This is a genomic window from Pedobacter segetis, from assembly GCF_016623585.1.
Lineage (GTDB): Bacteria > Bacteroidota > Bacteroidia > Sphingobacteriales > Sphingobacteriaceae > Pseudopedobacter > Pseudopedobacter segetis.
The window spans coordinates 1-17,646 of record NZ_JAEHFY010000008.1 but is presented as its reverse complement, the minus strand read 5'-3'; the positions used below and the strand labels follow the sequence as shown (position 1 = coordinate 17,646).

18 protein-coding genes and 1 tRNA gene are annotated in these 17,646 nt (G+C 35.7%); 14 read left to right on the top strand and 5 right to left on the bottom strand.

The window, feature by feature from the left end; all coding sequences use genetic code 11:
* Positions 1-100: 100 nt before the first annotated feature.
* The 4 genes from trxA to I5M32_RS06700 all read left to right on the top strand — a co-directional run bounded on the left by trxA (position 101) and on the right by I5M32_RS06700 (position 2,978).
* Positions 101-421, top strand: coding sequence for a thioredoxin (gene trxA / locus I5M32_RS06715; protein WP_200585429.1), 321 nt, complete (start codon positions 101-103; stop codon positions 419-421).
* Between the two features lie 240 nt (positions 422-661).
* Positions 662-1,267, top strand: coding sequence for an OmpH family outer membrane protein (locus I5M32_RS06710; protein ID WP_200585428.1), 606 nt, complete (start codon positions 662-664; stop codon positions 1,265-1,267).
* A 61-nt stretch (positions 1,268-1,328) separates the two neighbouring features.
* Positions 1,329-1,802, top strand: coding sequence for a nucleoside deaminase (locus I5M32_RS06705; RefSeq protein ID WP_200585427.1), 474 nt, complete (start codon positions 1,329-1,331; stop codon positions 1,800-1,802).
* A gap of 204 nt (positions 1,803-2,006) precedes the next feature.
* Positions 2,007-2,978 carry a Gfo/Idh/MocA family protein gene (locus I5M32_RS06700; protein ID WP_200585426.1) on the top strand — a complete coding sequence of 324 codons (972 nt, stop codon included), beginning with the start codon at positions 2,007-2,009 and terminating at the stop codon, positions 2,976-2,978.
* A gap of 133 nt (positions 2,979-3,111) precedes the next feature.
* Here the strand turns inward: I5M32_RS06700 and I5M32_RS06695 are convergent, their stop codons facing one another.
* The gene (locus tag I5M32_RS06695; RefSeq protein WP_200585563.1) at positions 3,112-3,510 is read right to left on the bottom strand and encodes an RNA-binding S4 domain-containing protein; all 399 of its coding nucleotides are present in this window, start codon (positions 3,508-3,510) and stop codon (positions 3,112-3,114) included.
* Positions 3,511-3,584: 74 nt separating this feature from the next.
* Here I5M32_RS06695 and I5M32_RS06690 point away from each other — a divergent pair, with 74 nt between their 5' ends.
* The 4 genes from I5M32_RS06690 (at position 3,585) to I5M32_RS06675 (ending at position 7,192) form a co-directional block, all read left to right on the top strand.
* Positions 3,585-4,403, top strand: coding sequence for a 2,3,4,5-tetrahydropyridine-2,6-dicarboxylate N-succinyltransferase (locus I5M32_RS06690; protein WP_200585425.1), 819 nt, complete (start codon positions 3,585-3,587; stop codon positions 4,401-4,403).
* A gap of 82 nt (positions 4,404-4,485) precedes the next feature.
* On the top strand, positions 4,486-5,601 hold the full coding sequence (locus I5M32_RS06685; RefSeq protein ID WP_200585424.1) for a glycosyltransferase family 4 protein: 1,116 nt from the start codon (positions 4,486-4,488) through the stop codon (positions 5,599-5,601).
* A 35-nt stretch (positions 5,602-5,636) separates the two neighbouring features.
* Complete coding sequence (locus tag I5M32_RS06680) at positions 5,637-7,043, top strand: MBL fold metallo-hydrolase RNA specificity domain-containing protein (RefSeq protein ID WP_200585423.1); 1,407 nt, start codon at positions 5,637-5,639, stop codon at positions 7,041-7,043.
* A 5-nt stretch (positions 7,044-7,048) separates the two neighbouring features.
* Positions 7,049-7,192: a hypothetical protein gene (locus tag I5M32_RS06675; RefSeq protein ID WP_200585422.1), complete on the top strand. Its 144-nt coding sequence runs from the start codon at positions 7,049-7,051 to the stop codon at positions 7,190-7,192.
* Here I5M32_RS06675 and I5M32_RS06670 read toward each other — a convergent pair.
* Positions 7,189-8,421 (bottom strand): DUF1015 domain-containing protein, encoded by a 1,233-nt coding sequence (locus I5M32_RS06670; protein ID WP_200585421.1) that lies wholly within the window; start codon positions 8,419-8,421, stop codon positions 7,189-7,191. The genes I5M32_RS06675 and I5M32_RS06670 overlap by 4 nt on opposite strands.
* Positions 8,422-8,525: 104 nt before the next feature.
* Between I5M32_RS06670 and I5M32_RS06665 the strand changes: the two genes are divergently transcribed.
* From I5M32_RS06665 to I5M32_RS06655, 3 genes are all read left to right on the top strand, one after another.
* Positions 8,526-9,512 carry a CobW family GTP-binding protein gene (locus tag I5M32_RS06665; protein ID WP_200585420.1) on the top strand — a complete coding sequence of 329 codons (987 nt, stop codon included), beginning with the start codon at positions 8,526-8,528 and terminating at the stop codon, positions 9,510-9,512.
* Positions 9,513-9,651: 139 nt separating this feature from the next.
* Positions 9,652-10,503 (top strand): N-acetylglucosamine kinase, encoded by an 852-nt coding sequence (locus I5M32_RS06660; RefSeq protein WP_200585419.1) that lies wholly within the window; start codon positions 9,652-9,654, stop codon positions 10,501-10,503.
* Positions 10,504-10,635: 132 nt separating this feature from the next.
* A complete protein-coding gene (locus tag I5M32_RS06655; protein WP_200585418.1) occupies positions 10,636-12,399 on the top strand; it encodes an SLC13 family permease in 1,764 nt (587 codons plus the stop codon).
* A gap of 103 nt (positions 12,400-12,502) precedes the next feature.
* Here I5M32_RS06655 and I5M32_RS06650 read toward each other — a convergent pair.
* Positions 12,503-12,575, bottom strand: a tRNA-Phe gene (locus tag I5M32_RS06650).
* Between the two features lie 234 nt (positions 12,576-12,809).
* Between I5M32_RS06650 and I5M32_RS06645 the strand changes: the two genes are divergently transcribed.
* The 3 genes from I5M32_RS06645 (at position 12,810) to I5M32_RS16995 (ending at position 15,577) form a co-directional block, all read left to right on the top strand.
* A complete protein-coding gene (locus tag I5M32_RS06645; protein ID WP_200585417.1) occupies positions 12,810-14,108 on the top strand; it encodes a (Fe-S)-binding protein in 1,299 nt (432 codons plus the stop codon).
* 204 nt (positions 14,109-14,312) lie between these two features.
* On the top strand, positions 14,313-15,104 hold the full coding sequence (locus I5M32_RS06640) for a (Fe-S)-binding protein (protein WP_200585416.1): 792 nt from the start codon (positions 14,313-14,315) through the stop codon (positions 15,102-15,104).
* A gap of 347 nt (positions 15,105-15,451) precedes the next feature.
* Positions 15,452-15,577 (top strand): LuxR C-terminal-related transcriptional regulator, encoded by a 126-nt coding sequence (locus I5M32_RS16995; RefSeq protein WP_200585562.1) that lies wholly within the window; start codon positions 15,452-15,454, stop codon positions 15,575-15,577.
* Between the two features lie 68 nt (positions 15,578-15,645).
* Here the strand turns inward: I5M32_RS16995 and I5M32_RS06630 are convergent, their stop codons facing one another.
* Together I5M32_RS06630 and I5M32_RS06625 are read right to left on the bottom strand one after the other, a co-directional pair.
* Positions 15,646-15,882 carry a hypothetical protein gene (locus I5M32_RS06630; RefSeq protein WP_200585415.1) on the bottom strand — a complete coding sequence of 79 codons (237 nt, stop codon included), beginning with the start codon at positions 15,880-15,882 and terminating at the stop codon, positions 15,646-15,648.
* A 102-nt stretch (positions 15,883-15,984) separates the two neighbouring features.
* Positions 15,985-17,346, bottom strand: a complete 1,362-nt coding sequence (locus I5M32_RS06625) for a pyridoxal-phosphate dependent enzyme (RefSeq protein WP_200585414.1) — start codon at positions 17,344-17,346, stop codon at positions 15,985-15,987.
* Positions 17,347-17,646 lie beyond the last annotated feature (300 nt).

Sequence of the window (17,646 nt, the reverse complement as noted above, 5' to 3'; positions counted from 1 at the left end):
CAAAAACAATAGTCTAATACTATTTGTAAATCGCTTTTATCTATTTGGTGGGTTAAACTAATGGCGTTATATTTGAACATCATTTTTTAAAATTTATATCATGGCATTAGAAATAACAGACGCTAACTTTGATGAGTTAGTTTTAAAATCAGATAAACCCGTACTGGTAGATTTTTGGGCAGAATGGTGCGGCCCCTGCAGAATGGTTGGGCCAGTTGTAGAAGAATTAGCTAAAGAATATGATGGGAAGGCCGTTGTTGGGAAAGTAAATGTAGATCATAACCCTCAAATATCTATGAACTACGGTATTCGCAATATCCCTGCTTTATTGTTCTTTAAAAACGGCGAAATTGTAGATAAGCAAATTGGGGCAGTACCAAAATCTGTTTTAGCTGGTAAATTGGATACCCAATTAGCATAATTTTTCAAAAGCATTGGTAAAGGCCCTGGTAAAAACTAGGGCCTTTTTTTATGGCCATCATTTGTTGCCATTAATAATTTATGCCTTAGCGATGTTATTATGCTCTTACCACGTAGTATTGAAAGGTTTCTATAATAAGTTAGCTCAATTGCTATCCCAACCTACTCGATTTACCTAATAAACTATTGATTAATGAACTATTGAACAAATGATTATATTTGCGCAAAATCAAAATATCAAATGAATAAATTTTTTTTAAAAATTGGCAAGGCTGGTGTAGGATTAACTTTAATTATAGCCGTTGCAGCTTGTAACAAACCAGTGCCTAAAACAGCAGACGCTTCTAAACCCGAAGCAAAAGAAAATGCAGTAAGTGCCACAGGTGGTATCGTATATGTTAATTCCGATTCGTTATTAACCAATTATGAATATTTTAAAGAGATCAAAGCTAAGTTTGAAGGAAAATCTAAACAAGCAGAAGCAGATTTAAAAGATAAAGGAACGGCATTTCAACGTGAGGTTGCGGCTTACCAACAAGGTGCTAAAGATATGAGTGCCGACCAGAGACAGCAAACAGAACAACGCTTGGCCCGTAAACAACAAGAATTACAAACCTACCAACAAAATGCGGGTTCTGCCTTGCAAAATGAAGAAGCACAAGAAAACGAAAAGTTGTACAATAAAGTAGCCGAATACCTAAAGGTACATGCAAAGGATAAAGGATACAAAATGGTGTTAACTTACTCTAAAGGAAACAGTACCATCTTATTTGCCGATGAAAGCTTAGACGTTACCAAAGAAGTAATTGCTGGCTTAAACGAGGCTTACAAAAAAGAAAAAAAATAGTTTTGTAGCTGATAATTTTAAAAGTCTAGCAAGAGCTAGGCTTTTTTTTTGAATTTTAATTATGGAAAAACATCAAGAGTTTATGAGGTTGGCCATAGCGCTATCACATGAAAATGTAGAAAAAAGCCTAGGCGGGCCATTTGGGGCGGTGATTACAAAAAACGGAGAAATTATTGCCAAAAGCGCTAATACGGTTACCACTACAAACGATCCAACCGCCCATGCAGAAGTTGCGGCAATTAGGTTGGCCTGTAAAAAACTGAACACTTTTAATTTAGAAGGCTGCATTATTTATACCAGCTGCGAACCCTGCCCAATGTGTTTAGGTGCAATTTATTGGGCCAGGCTAGATAAAATGTATTATGCAAACACAAAAAGAGATGCCGCAAAAGTTGGTTTTGATGATGCTTTTATCTACGATGAGTTAGATTTAAAACCTCAAGACAGGAAATTGAAATCTGAACAAATTCTCGCAAGCGAAGCCATTGAAGCATTTAATCTATGGGAGAAATGCGTGAATAAAGTGGATTATTAGGTATAAGGTTTTAGGTTGAAGGTTTTAGGTATAAGGTTGAAGGTTTTAGGTTGAAGGTTGAAGGTATAAGGTTTTAGGTTGAAAGTTCAAAGTTTTAGGTTAATCTATTTTCTTCTTGAATCTCGATACTTGAATCTTGATTCTTAATTCTCGCTTCATCATCTTGATACTAGATACTCAAATCTTGATACTAAAAAACAAAACATGGAAAATATAACTTGGGGAATATTGGGTTGCGGCGATGTAACCGAGGTAAAAAGCGGCCCGGCTTTTAACAAGGTTGCCAATTCTAAAATTGAAGCGGTAATGCGCCGCAATGCAGAAAAAGCTGCTGATTACGCCAAGAGGCATCAAATAGAAAAATTTTACGCTTCCGCTGATGATCTGATGAATGATGATAAAATCAATTCGATTTATATAGCAACACCCCCATCCTTTCATAAAGAATTTGCCATACAAGCGATGAAGGCCGGTAAAAATGTTTACATAGAAAAACCAGTAGCGTTAAATGTTGCAGAATTAAACAGAATGATCGAGGTAGAAAAACAAACTGGCAAAAAAGTTACCGTGGCTCATTATAGAAGAGCTTTACCCCTATTTATAAAACTAAAAGAACTTATTGATCATCAAATAATTGGCGATGTTAGGCTGATAGATTTAAAACTTTTGCAAAAACCCAATTCTGAGATGATCGCCAAAACAGATGAAAATTGGCGACTGAACCCAGAGATTTCTGGCGGTGGTTTGTTTTATGACCTGGCTCCGCACCAACTAGATATTTTGGTACAAATATTTGGTGCCCCAGAAAAGAGTTTTGGGTTTTCTGTAAACCAGACCAGAAAAACCGCTGCTGATGATGTAACCATTGGGCAAATGCTTTTTAAAAAAGATATTGTTTTTAATGGGATTTGGAATTTTAACGCTCATCCTGATAATGAGATTGAACAATGTGAGATTATTGGGAGCCAGGGGAAAATAATATTCTCTTTCTTTGGTAATGAAATGGCTTTGGTAAAAAACGGGCAAACGGAAGTTTTTAGTTTTGAAAACCCATATCATATACAACAAAATATGATTAAGAAAACAGTAAAGCATTTTTTGGGCAAAGAAGAAAATCCTTGTTCTTTAAAAGATGCGTTATTAAGTTTAAAAATTATGGAAAGCTTTACTACGTAAGGGATAGCAGCAGAAATCACCGCCTGTTTTTAGGGCAGGCTTTTTGTTTCTAACAAAAAGATTGATTGTATAGCCCCACCCCAATTTTTCATCACGGTTGCGCCCAAAACACAGGTTTATTATATCACATTTTTTAATCTTCATCATCCCCAAAAAAACCATCACTTAACTCGTCAATATCACGGCGGTCTTTTTTAGTTGGCCTTCCGGTGCCCCTATCTCTTTTTAATACCGGTGAGTGGAACATCGATTTATATTTTGCGGTTTCTTCTGGCGGCGTTAAATCGGCGTAAGCCAAAACCGCTTTTTTTGCATCTACACGGCTTGGCAACAATTCTAAAACTTTGATGGTTTTCTTTTCTATGGCCTTAGAAACCTGGTAAACCTCACCAACTTTTACTTCATGGCTCGGCTTTATATTGGTGCCTTCTTTTTTAACCCTTCCTGCTTTACAAGCATCGGTAGCTAAAGAACGTGTTTTAAATAATCTTATCGACCATAAATATTTATCGATCCTTAATTTTTCTGCCATTGCATCCAAAAATAAAGCAAAATTCCCTTCATTGGCAAAAAAACCTTTAATTTGCACCAAAACAAAAAATTAGCATGATAGCCGAATTAAAAAAAGCCGTTGAAGAAGCATGGGACGATAGAAACCTGCTCAATTTTAAAGAATATATTGATACCATAGAACGCATAATTTATAGATTAGACATTGGCGAACTTAGGGTTGCAGAAAAGGTAGGCACCATTTGGCATGTAAACGATTGGATCAAGAAAGCCGTAATCATGTACTTCCCTATCAGAGAGATGGAAGAGATTAAGGTTGGCCCTTTTGTTTTTTATGATAAAATGAAATTGAAAACCGATTTCAAAAAAACGGGCGTTAGGGTTGTACCGCATGGGTTAGCCCGCTATGGCGCATATTTGGCAAAAGGGGTAATTATGATGCCTTCTTATGTAAACATTGGTGCTTATGTAGATAGCGGAACCATGGTTGATACTTGGGCTACCGTTGGTTCTTGTGCGCAAATTGGCAAAGATGTACATTTGAGCGGTGGCGTTGGTATTGGCGGCGTTTTAGAGCCTGTGCAAGCTGCACCTGTTATTATAGAAGATGGCTGTTTTTTAGGCTCTAGGGCCATTGTTGTAGAGGGCGTTAGGCTAGAGAAAGAAGTGGTTTTAGGCGCAAACGTAGTATTAACAGCTTCCACAAAAATTATTGATGTTACCGGCCCAGAACCGATAGAACATAAAATGGTAGTGCCAGAACGCTCTGTTGTTATCCCTGGTTCTTATACCAAAAAATTCCCTGCCGGCGAGTACCAAGTGCCTTGCGCCCTGATCATCGGGAAAAGAAAGGAATCAACAGATAAAAAAACCTCACTTAACGATGCTTTAAGAGAGCATAATGTGGCAGTTTAAATAAGATATTTGGTGTAAGGTAAAAGGTTTAAGGTTTTGAACGCCTTAGATCTTAAACCTTTTACCTTTCTCCATAAAATACATGAAAATCGGATTTGAGGCTAAAAGGGCTTTCCAAAATTTTACTGGTTTGGGTAATTATGCTCGTTTTGTGATCAAAACTTTGTCTGATCATCAACCTCAAAACAAATATTTTCTTTACGCACCAAAAGCCGCTAACAACCTACGGACAAGTGTTTTATTCGGTTTAAAAAATGTGCGCATCAGAACTGCGCCAATCAGTTTTCTAAGATCTTATTGGCGTAGCAAAGGCGTTGTAAAAGATTTGATTAAAGATAAAATTGAACTATACCATGGTTTAAGCCATGAATTGCCTAAAGGTTTAAAGCAAGCAAATATCAAATCTGTTGTTACCATACATGATCTTATTTTTTTGCGCTTTCCTCACTACTTTAAATATCTGGATAGAAAAATCTATGGTCTTAAATTTCGGTCTGCTTGTAAAAATGCCGATAAGATTATCGCCATAAGCGAGCAAACAAAAAGAGACATCATCCATTTTTTTGGTACGGATGAGCAAAAAATAAAGGTAATTTACCAAGGTTGTGATCCTGCTTTTTATGAGCCAATATCAGCGGAAGCTAAAAAAACAATTACCGTAAAATACAATTTGCCTACTGATTTTTTGTTATGCGTTGGCACTTTAGAAGAACGTAAAAATCAACTCTTGATATTAAAATCATTGAAGCAATTGCCAAAGAGTTTTCAGTTGGTTTTAATTGGGAAAAAAACAGGGTATTTTACAACGATCAACAATTTTATTGAAAAAAATCAATTGCAAAATAGGGTTAAGATATTGTGTGATGTACCTTTTAATGATTTACCTAGCATTTATCAATTAGCCAAGATATTTATTTATACTTCACGCTTTGAAGGTTTTGGGATACCTATTTTAGAAGCTCTAAATTGCGGAATACCCGTAATTGCCTCTACAGGTTCTTGTTTAGAAGAAGCTGGCGGAAACCATTCGATTTATGTTTCCCCAGATAACGAAACCGAATTAGCCAAAGCCATTTTAAAGGTTTGGAACGATGAAATACTACAAGAAAAAATGATCTTAGAGGGCAAAGAATATGCTTTAAACTTTAGGGAAGAAAAAATTGCCGAAGACCTGATGCGGCTTTACAAAAACATTTGATTTCTAAAATTGTAATGCTTTTTTAAAATACCAAAATGAAACTAACCGTATGGGGTGCTGCCGAACAAGTTACGGGAAGTATGCACCTTTTAGAAATAGATAGCTATAAGATCTTGATTGATTGCGGCCTTGATTATGAGGGCGGCGTAGAATTGGGCCAAAACGAAAATTTCCCGTTTAATCCTTCAGATATCGATGTTGTGGTTTTAACCCATGCCCATATAGACCATAGCGGCAATTTACCAACCTTGGTAAAAAACGGTTTTGAGGGACAGATTTTATGCACCTACCCCACTGCAGATCTAACCCAACTATTACTTTCAGATTCTGTGAATATTTTTATGAGAAAGCAGGACAAATCTAAGCGTCACAGAAAATTCCATCGCAATAAAAACAGGGCTTTCAATAATGTGCAACCTCTTTATTTACAAAAACACGTAAATGATACCGCAGAAAGGTTTATAACCATCCCTTTTAATAAAGCTTTTGAGATCAATAAAAACATTACGCTTAAGCTGATACCAACTGGGCATTTATTGGGTGCGGCAGCGGCCCATTTTACCATTACAGAAAACGGAAAAACTAAAACCATTGCCTTTACAGGCGATATTGGCAGAAAGGACTATCCTGTTTTAAACGATCCAGAATATTTGCCAGAAACGCAGTTTTTAGTATGTGAATCTACTTATGGTGGGCGTTTACATTCTGATAAAGAAAAGTTAAGGGATGTTTTAATCAAAACTATTAAAGAAGCTTGTATTGCCCAAAAAGGCAGATTGATTATTCCTGCGTTTTCTGTTGGGCGTACGCAATCTTTGGTGTTTTCTTTAAACAAAATTTTTACCGATAGAGAGTTGCCCCCCATCCCTGTTTTTGTTGATAGCCCAATGGCAACCATGGCCACACAGACCTATAGAAAGCACCACAGATTTGTGAGCCAAGAATCCCGTTCTTTTTATAAAGATAAAGGCGATGGGTTTGAGTTTGAAAACCTCAGCTATGTTAAAGAATTAAAAGAAAGCAAAGAAATTTCTGATCATTTTGAGCCTTGCATCATTATTTCCTCTGCAGGGATGTTAGAAGGCGGGAGAATACAAGATCATTTGTTTTACAACATCCAAAATTTTTATGCAACCATTTTTTTTATCGGTTATTGTGCAAAGGGAACCTTAGGGCATAGATTATTGCGTGGAGATTCCATCGTAAATATCAATGGGAGAGAGCTTTCTGTTTTTGCAACCATCAAAAAAACCGATCTATTAAGTGGCCATGGCGATCATCAAGATTTACTTGATTATGTTACCGCTATTCCAAATAATTATCTAAAAAAAGTGTTTTTGGTACACGGCGATCCCGATAGCATGGATGCTTTAAAACAAAGCTTAGAGGAGAAAAATTTGGAGGTTATTATCCCTAAAAAAGGAATGATTTTTGAACTATAGCTGTTATGAAGTTTGTTTTTAAAGCCCTTAACAACCTAAATAAGAAAGTTTTACCAAAACTTTCTAAAAAAGACCCTTTAAAACTTACCAAAATTGAACAAGCTTTAATTGCTTATAGGTATTGGGTTTTATTAAAGTCTTTGGATTAATCAATCTCATGCGTTACCAAACCTGCTAAAAATTTAGGTTCAAACCAAGTTGATTTTGGTGGCATTGTACCCCCTAAATTAGCAATTTGTATCAGATCATTTACAGAAGTTGGATAAAGGAAGAAAGCCAGATCAAATTTTCCGCTATCGATCATTTGCAAATGAAGCTCTATATCTATTTTGCCTCCCAAAAAATAAAGCTTTTCGTCTTCACGTGGGTCTTCCACGTTAAATAGTGGCTTCAAGATCAATTCTTGTAAAAGGCTAACATCCAAATCATGCAAAATATTTTTGTTTAAAAAACTATTTAGATTTACCTGATAAGCTTTTTGCTGATAGTAAAACCCAACTAAATGTTCTTTTTTGGGGATGATATCCCGTTTATCTATCTCTTTGATCTCGAAATTTGCCTTAAGAAATTCAAGTATTTCTATATGGTCAAATAGATGGTTTAGTTTCAGGAAACGATGAAATGGGAGGATCTCTAACTGATCAGCGCTAATGTAAACTGATGAAAAATAATTATATTCCTCTGTGCCTTGATGTTTAGGGTTTAATACCCTACGCTGCTGGCCAAAGCTGCAGGCCGCTGCGGCCCTATGATGCCCATCAGCAATATAAGTTGCTGGCATTTGTGCAAAAATTGATTGGATCTCAAGAACAATATCGCTATCACAGACCTTCCAGATTTGATGCTGTTCATCAGTTATAAAAAAATCTAGATCAGCAGGTTTTAATTTTTCCTTTTCTATAATTTGGTCTAAATCATCATTTTTAGCATAGGTAATCAAAACCGGATTTGCATCTAAACCAGTTTGCTGCAAATATTCTACTAAACCTTTTTCACGTTCTATGCGTGTTAATTCATGCCTTTTGATATTGTTAGAAAGGTAATCCTCTATGTTAGAGACTGCCCAGATCCCTGTTTTAGTCTTGCCTTTATAAGTTTTAGCATAAATATAAATAGATTCTGTACGGTCTCTCACTAATGTTCCGTTTTGGATAAAATCATCAAAGTTTTCTGCTATTTTCTTAAATGCTATCTCTTGTTTAGAGCCTCGCAAATAATAGTTCTCAATCTTTGGGACCAATAAATGCACAAAACTAGAGGGGTTTAAGGCACCTATTACCTTTGCAGATGAAATTGTTAAGTTCTCTAGCCCTATCACAACATCTGCCGCTTTGTTTTGAGGAGGTAAAATTGCTTTAAAAGGTTTAATATTGGGCATATTTGCTATATAGGTAACTCCAAATGTAAATAATTTTTAGTTGAGGGCTATACGATACTAAAATTAATTGATCTGTATTCTAATGCGCTATGCTATATTTGCAAATGGCAATTAAACAAGTTCCCGTAACTATTTTAACTGGTTTTTTGGGTGCGGGTAAAACCACCCTGCTAAACCATATCATCAAAGAAAACCCCAATATCAAATTTGCGATAATTGAAAATGAGTTTGGAGAAATAAATATTGATAGTGAGCTGGTTATAAAAACCGATGAGAATATATTCGAACTTTCTAATGGTTGTATATGTTGCTCGTTAAACGGAGATTTGTTTGAGGTTTTAAACAAGCTGGTTACCGGAAAATACCATTACGACCATTTAATTATAGAAACCACGGGTATTGCAGATCCAAGTGCCGTTGCAGCAACTTTTATGAAAGATTTTAACGTACAAACTGCCTTTAAATTAGACGGGACGGTTTGTTTGGTAGATGTAAAGAACGTTTTGGATGTTTTGGGTGTTGATGAGGAAGCCAATAAACAAATTGCTTTTGCAGATTATATGGTGTTTAATAAATGTGCAGAGTTTGACAAGGGTTTTATCCATAATGTTAAAAAGATTATACAACAGGTTAACCCATTTGCGGCAACCGCTTTTACAGATTTTGCCAAAATCGATACAAAAGAACTGCTAAATTTAAAAGCTTATGAAAAAGTAAAAAATCCTTTTCGCTTGGGCATCGGCTCATCAAAAAAACCAAATATCCTTGCTGCAAAGCTAGAAAATCACCACAACGAAATCGCTTCACAAAGCTTTATTATTAAAGAAAGCTTTGATCTGATAAAATTGAGGCATTATTTAACGGTAATGCTATTTATACAAGGAGGCTCTTTTTATAGGATAAAAGGGATATTAAATATTGAAGGTTTAACCAAGAGATTAATCGTACAATCAGTAAAAGCCGCACCGGTTTTTATTGATGGGGATGAATGGCAGGATAATGAAACAAGAGAAACCAAACTGGTTTTTATAGGAAAAAAATTGAGAAGGGATATTTTAGCAAAAGGATTAAACCAATGCCTTTTTAACTAAAGATCGCAACAAATGCCCAATCAAGTTTTTTTATCTAAAAAGAGATTTTTTTTATATCTTGATAAAACAAAAAAACCTACTTAGTGTAATTTGTACAATAAGAAGATTTTGTTAATTTAGACCACCTAATAAATTTAAAATGATTTTAATAGCAGACGGCGGCTCCACTAAAACAAGTTGGTGCTTAATTGATGAAAGCGGTAAAAAAATAATGTTTCATACCGAAGGTTATAACCCCTATTTTTCTGATACAGAATATATTATAGATTCTATGAATAAAAATATGCCTTCAGATTTACCCATAGATAAAATCACAGAGGTGCATTATTATGGCGCAGGTGTACATAATGAAGAAAAAGCAGAAGTTGTTGCCAAAGCGATGGAAGTTATATTTAAAAAAGCAAAAGTACATATAGACCACGATCTAATGGCCGCAGCAAGAGCATTACTAGGGAACAAAAGGGGTTTTGCTGCAATTTTAGGCACCGGCACAAATACTTGTATCTATGATGGGGAAGGATTAGAGATGAACATAGATTCTTTAGCCTATATCTTAGGAGATGAGGGAAGCGGTTGTTACATCGGCAAAAAATTATTGAGCGATTATTTAAGGGGTTATATGCCCAAAAACGTTAGGGATTCTTTTTGGGAAACCTTTAAGCTTACCCCGGATGATATTTTAGAAGCTATCTATAAAAAACCATTGCCCAATAGATTTTGCGCAAGTTTCAGCAAATTTGTTTATGATATTACGGTAAATATAGAGTACTCTAGAAACATAGTAAAAACATCATTTAAAGATTTTTTCGAGAATTTAGTGAGCCATTACCCCAACTACCAAGATTACGAATTTAATTGCATAGGTTCTGTTGCTTATAACTTTAGAAACGTTTTAGAAGAAACCGCCCTAGAGTACGGAATGAAAATGGGTAAGATTTTACGCACCCCTATTGATGATCTAGTGATTTATCACCAAGAACATAAAGTATAACTTAAGATTGAAATTTATCCGTTTTGGATAAAATATAAAAAACTCAAAATCAATATTTTAAATCGGTTTTGGGTTTTTTTTTGATTTATGGTTTATTAATTGTTAAATCAAAATTCAAATCTTTAGAATTACATGAGCATAGCCATAGTCTTAGGATTATTAGTTTTAGCAATAATCCTTTTTGCCACAGAAATAGTAACCGTTGATGTGGTTACCGTTTTTATCCTAATTGCGCTATGCCTCTTCAAAATCATCACGCCACAAGAAGCTTTTGATGGTTTTTCTAGCGATTTCATCATCATCCTTGCCGCCATATTCATTATGGTTGGTGCGCTAAAGAAAACCGGGGTTATTGATACTTTTATAGCCCGATTGGTAAATTTCAAGAAACATTCGCCAAAGCTTATCTTATTCTTTGTGATGATTGTTTCTGCCCTCACTTCGGGGTTTATGAACAACACCACAATAACCGCCTTAATGTTAAATCCCACCATTGGGATGTCTAAAATGTCTGGCATTGCCCCTTCTAAGATGCTGATGCCTTTATCATTTGCCTCTATTTTGGGTGGCACTTGTACTTTAATTGGCACTTCTACCAATGTTGCCGTAAGCGGCTATATCGCCGAGCAAGGTTTACCAAGAATTGGAATGTTCGATTTTTTACCCATCGGCCTCGTACTTTTAGGCGTTGGCATTTTATATATGATGACAATTGGCCAAAGTTTGTTGCCAGTTAATTCTAAAGAAGATCTAGAGGATGATTATAGCGTAAGAAAATATTTGAGCGAGGCCGTAGTTTTAGAAAAATCGCCAATGATAGGGCAAAAGATAGCAGATTCTGATATCTCGAAACAAGGTTTTACGATTGTTTCTATCATCCGTGATAAACAGAATTTTGTCCCCAATATGTTTACCAAGATAAATGTAAACGACGTAGTTTTAATCAAAGGAAATGTTGATGATCTTCTAAAGATAAAAGATCTAGAAGGTGTAGAAATTAAAGCAGATCTATTAGGCCTAGATAGTGAAGAAAACGAATTGCATCTAGCCGAATTAATGGTAGTTGGGGGATCCGAAACTTTAAGAAACACTATAGAGCGCATCAATTTTAGGCAACGCTACGGCCTGGGGATCTTGGCCATTTACAGAAAAGGGAAAACCATGCGTGAAAAAATTGGTAAACTAAAGCTAAAGGTTGGAGACCTAATTTTGGTACAAGGCCAAAAAGAAAGCATAGATCTAATAAGGACCAACGAAGACGATTTTATTATTTTAGAAGATTATAAACCAAACCTTCACTTAAAAAGAAAAGGGATCTTTACACTTCTGTTCTTCGCCTTATCCATAATTTTAGGTACAACCGGCATGCTTCCTTTATCTATATCATTTTTGATAGGCGCATTGTTAACCGTGGCCTTTAGGTGCATAAACCCAGAAGAAATTTACGATGATATAGATTGGCGTTTGCTGGTTTTAATTGGTGGGATGAGTGCCTTTGGAATTGCCATGACAAAAACCGGAGCAGATAAATTTGTTGCAGACTATATCATCGCTATTTTCCAACCTATGGGCACTTATGGTATTTTAAGTGGCTTTATAATCCTTACCGTGTTACTTACCCAACCCTTAAGTAATGCTGCCGCGGCTTTAGTAGTGTTGCCCATCGGTTTACAAACTGCACACCAATTGGGTGTAAGCCCACTCACTTTTGCCATTGCCATTATGCTTTCCGCATCGGTATCTATGCTTACCCCTTTTGAACCTTCCTGTATTTTGGTATATGGCCCAGGCAAATACAAATTTTTTGATTTTGTTAAGGTTGGGGGTATTTTAACCTTTATATTAATGGCAATTTTAGTGGTTATTATACCTTTCTTTTTCCCCTTTAAAGGATAAAGTTTTGCTAAAGCTTAAAATTGAAAACACGGTAAAATGGAATTTATGGGAATAACAGAGGCCAACAAAAAAGCCCCAGATCTAACGATTGAGGCTTTTTTTGTGGTGCCTGCTGGGATCGAACCAGCGACACAAGGATTTTCAGTCCTTTGCTCTACCGACTGAGCTAAGGCACCCTACCATTCCCTAATGGTAATTGTTAGGGATTGCAAATGTAGGCTCTTTTTGTTAAAAAGCAAATTCTTTTATCAAAAATCACGGCTTCAAAACAAGCAAAAACTCAATTAATTAAAAATCAACCAATTAAATTCTATACTAATGCTAATTTTGAATTAAATAAAAAATATTATGCTTGCATAGTAAATTTTCTAATCTTGTTTCTTTATCTTAGCTACCCATAAAGCCAATATATGATAAGCCAAATTATTTTTTCTTTAATATTTATTGCTGCCGTTGTATGCTTTACGCTGCAAGTCAGAAAAATCATACGCAACATCAACTTAGGGAAAAGCATCAATAGATCAGATAACCCTAAAGAAAGATGGCGTATAATGGCTAAAATAGCCTTGGGCCAAAGTAAAATGGTGGTTCGGCCTGTGGCAGGGATCATGCACATATTTGTATATGTTGGTTTTGTCATCATCAATTTAGAAGTATTAGAAATCATCATCGATGGGATATTTGGCACACATCGCATATTCTCATTTTTGGGCGGTTTTTATAATTTCCTGATCGGTTCTTTCGAGATTTTAGCCTTGCTAGTTTTAATTGGGGTACTGGTGTTTTTAGCCAGAAGGCTAATAATTGGCTTAAAAAGATTCTCTGGGGTAGAAATGACAGCTTGGCCAAAATCAGATGCCCTCTATATTTTATTGATAGAAGTATTGTTAATGTTAGCTTTCTTAACCATGAATGCCGCCGATCATAAATTACAAATATTGGGTTACTCTCATTATATTAAAGCGGGCAGCTTTCCTATTTCTGGTTTTTTAGTTGGTTTGTTGCCCAATTCGGCATCGTCTTTAGAAATAATAGAAAGAAGCTGCTGGTGGTTCCATATCCTAGGCATATTGGCTTTTTTAAACTACCTACCTTTCTCAAAGCACTTCCATATCATTTTGGCATTTCCCAATACTTGGTACAGCAACCTTAATAATAAAGGCAAATTCAATAATATGGATGCCGTAACCAATGAGGTCAAAGCCATGCTAGACCCTTCTTTTGCGCCTCCTCCAGCAGATGCTATCGGACGTTTCGGGGCAAAGGATGTGCAAGATTTGAATTGGGTGCAACTAATGAATGCTTATACCTGCACAGAGTGCGGCAGGTGTACTTCCGTTTGCCCTGCAAACCAAACCGGCAAATTGCTCTCACCTCGTAAGATTATGATGGATACCAGAGACAGATTAGATGAAGTGGGCAAAAACACAGAAAAGCATGGCAAAGGTTATGATGATGGCAAAACATTGTTAGATGATTTTATTTCTAGGGAAGAAATTTGGGCTTGTACTACCTGCAACGCTTGCGTAGAAGCTTGCCCTGTAAATATTGATCCGCTTTCTATCATCATAGATTTGAGAAGGTATGCGGTAATGGAAGAATCTAAGGTAACCGGCAGTTTGAACGCCATGTTCTCTAATGTAGAAAATAATGGGGCTCCATGGAAATACTCTCCAGCAGATAGATTAAACTGGGCAGAAAAGGAATAGAATTTGGGCGTTTTATCCACCAGCTGGCGGATTACACTATATCTCTATTGCCATTTGATAAATGATAAAAGGCAAAAAAGCCTGCCCGAAAAACAGGCAAGGATGCCGTTCCAATCGTTAAAGCAAATAACTAAAAACAAATAAACTCATCTCAATAGTGATAAACGAACTTTTTTACTGATTAACTTAAATAATAGTGAACCAATGAACTCAACTATAAAAATACCAACAATGGCAGAAATGATGGCCGCCGGAGAAAAACCAGAAATACTTTTTTGGGTTGGTTGTGCTGGTAGTTATGATGAAAGGGCGCAACGCATTACCAAGGCTTTCGCTAAGATATTAACCCATGTAGGTATTAAATTTGCCGTTTTAGGTACCGAAGAAAGTTGCACTGGCGATCCAGCAAAAAGAGCAGGAAACGAATTCCTTTTCCAGATGCAGGCAATGGTTAATATCCAAGTTTTGGATGGTTACGATGTTAAAAAAATAGTAACCGCTTGCCCGCATTGTTTTAACACCATTAAAAATGAATATCCGGGCTTAGGCGGTAATTATGAAGTTATCCATCACACGCAATTGATCCAAGAACTGATTAATGATGGAAAACTGAAAGCAGAAGGTGGGAATTTTAAAGGGAAAAAAATAACTTTTCACGACCCATGTTACTTAGGGAGAGGAAACGGTGTTTATGAAGCACCCCGAAAAGCATTAGAGATTTTAGATGCCGATTTGGTAGAACTTAAAAGATGTAAATCTAACGGTTTGTGCTGCGGTGCGGGTGGCGCACAAATGTTTAAAGAACCAGAAAATGGTAAAAAAGATGTAAATATTGAACGGATGGAAGATGTTCTTGAATCTAAAGCAAACGTTTTGGCAGTTAGTTGTCCGTTCTGTATGACCATGATGAACGATGGCGTAAAGCATTTTAACAAAGAACAAGAAATAGAAGTGTTAGATATTGCAGAAATTACCGCTAAAGAAAATAATTTGTAATTACCTGCTGATCGGGTTAGGCTTATATTTTTAAACCTTAAAGCAGCCTCGTGATTAATATTGTTATTATGGATGACCATAAGCTATTTGCTTAAGGTTTAGCAAACATCTCCTTAATGATGATGGGGATTTAAACGTTAAAGCTATTTTTAATGATGTTAATCTTTAATAGATTATATCTGCAACTTAACCGCAGATATTGCTGTCATAGAGTTGGATATGCCACAATTTGATGGTAAGAGCATTCTAATAAAACTTCAAGGGAGTAAAATCGAAGCTTGAATTCAAGTAAAAAATGGGTGTTTTCTATTTATGCAGAAAAAATCTACTTTATGTAATATCAAAAAATCGCTGAAAAGCTATTTCTTTCTACTTTCACGATAGATACGCACAGAAATAATATTATCAAAAAAATTGAGGTTAAGAATACTGCGGAATTGGTAAAATTTGCGATTGAGCAAAACTTAGACTGATGGAAAGGCTCACATCAATCATCTTTAAATAAAAAGAATTCAAGATCTTGATGTGAGCCAGTATTTTACTACTTTAGTACAAATTCTTTTACAAATACCTGATGCCTTTTTAAAAGGGAATCGGTATATCTATCATTGCTGGGATATAATTTTATACTGTTTTTAGGGTAAAAAACATTGTTGTTTTTATTATCCTCGCTTGCTTTAACTTTTTTTTCATTAGCCAACATCGTACCAAGAATTACTGTATGGGCAGCCAAAATGATAAACATTCCAAATAAATAATATGATTTAAGTGTTTTCATTTTCTACTCTGTATTGCTAGCCACAAGGTATCAATTAAAAAACAAAATGCAAACACCAAAAATTAGGTGCCTGCTAAATCTTTCGAAAAAATTGACTTGCTTTTAGCCAGATATAGCCCCAATAATATCATATTGGGTAATAATTTCTATTTTCCCGTCAATATCTTCTACCAAAACTGCAGAATTCTCCTTATTTATCAGTCCAGATATTTTATCGATAGACGTATTTAGATCTACAAAAGGAAAAGACGCCGTTTGGATGCTAGATACCTTAGATGATTTTATAGCAGGATTTTCTAACAAGGCATTTAAAATATCGCTTTCTGTAACTCGCCCAATAACCATCCCTTTTTGTGTAACGGGTATTTGAGAGATATACAACGCTTTCATGGTATTAATTGCTTCTAAAACGGTTTTCTCACTATCAATGGTAACCATTTCTTGAGGCTCTCTTTTGGCTAAAATAGATTTTGCGGTAAGCTTTTCATCTTCTAAAAAACCGCGTTCTCTTAACCAATCGTCATTAAACATTTTTCCCATATACCGCGAGCCGTGATCATGAAAAATTACCACTACCAAGTCTTGGGGCTTTAAATGCTCTTTTAACTGCAACAAACCGGCAATTGCGGCACCGGCAGAGTTACCGGCAAATATTCCTTCTTTACGGGCAATTTCCCTTGTCATTAAGGCAGCATCCTTATCAGTTACTTTTTCAAACCTATCGATCAAATCAAAATTCACGTTTTTGGGCAAAAAATCTTCTCCTATCCCCTCGGTAATATAAGGATAAACCTCTTTCTCATCAAAAATACCTGTTTCTTTATATTTCTTAAATACCGATCCGTAGGTATCAATCCCCCAAAGTTTGATATTGGGGTTTTTCTCTTTCAAATATTTTCCGGTTCCAGAAATTGTACCCCCGGTACCCACCCCAACTACTAAATGTGTAATTTTCCCTTCGGTTTGCTCCCAAATCTCTGGCCCTGTTTGTTCATAATGTGCCGCAGAATTTGAAAGGTTATCGTATTGGTTTGGTTTCCAAGAATTTGGTGTTTCTCGTTCTAAACGTGTGGAAACCGAATAATAAGAACGGGGATCTTCTGGTTCCACATCTGTTGGGCAAACAATTACCTCGGCACCAAATGCTTTTAAAGCATCTACTTTTTCTTTAGATTGCTTATCTGTGGTTGTAAAAATACATTTATACCCTTTTATTACGGCTGAGATGGCCAAGCCCATTCCGGTATTTCCAGAGGTACCTTCAATAATGGTTCCGCCGGGTTTTAATTTGCCATTTCTTTCAGCATCCTCTATCATTTTAATGGCCATTCTGTCTTTTATAGAATTCCCAGGATTGGTAGTTTCTATTTTAGCGAGAACAGTTGCCTCTATATCTTTGGTTAATTTATTGAGCTTTACCAAAGGAGTGTTCCCGATCGTTTCTAGAATATTATTGTACCACATATTGTAAAGTTACGCAATTGCAGGCTTTTTGTTGTTCTTTATAAGTTAATTGGTATAGAACAAAAATTGTTCTAACATTAGAGAACATTAGAGACTTGTTTTTTGAAACAAAAAAAAGAGCCTGATTAAAGTTTATCAAATAATTTGCGCAGAGATCTAAAACAAAAAATACGCTATAAATTTTAAAAAGAAGCTTTACCCATTATTTTTTGGGTATTTTTTGATAATTAATTCAAGTTGCTAGTTAATTGCTTTGCTTAATTGCAAACCAAAAACAAACAGGGTTAATTTTATTAGAAA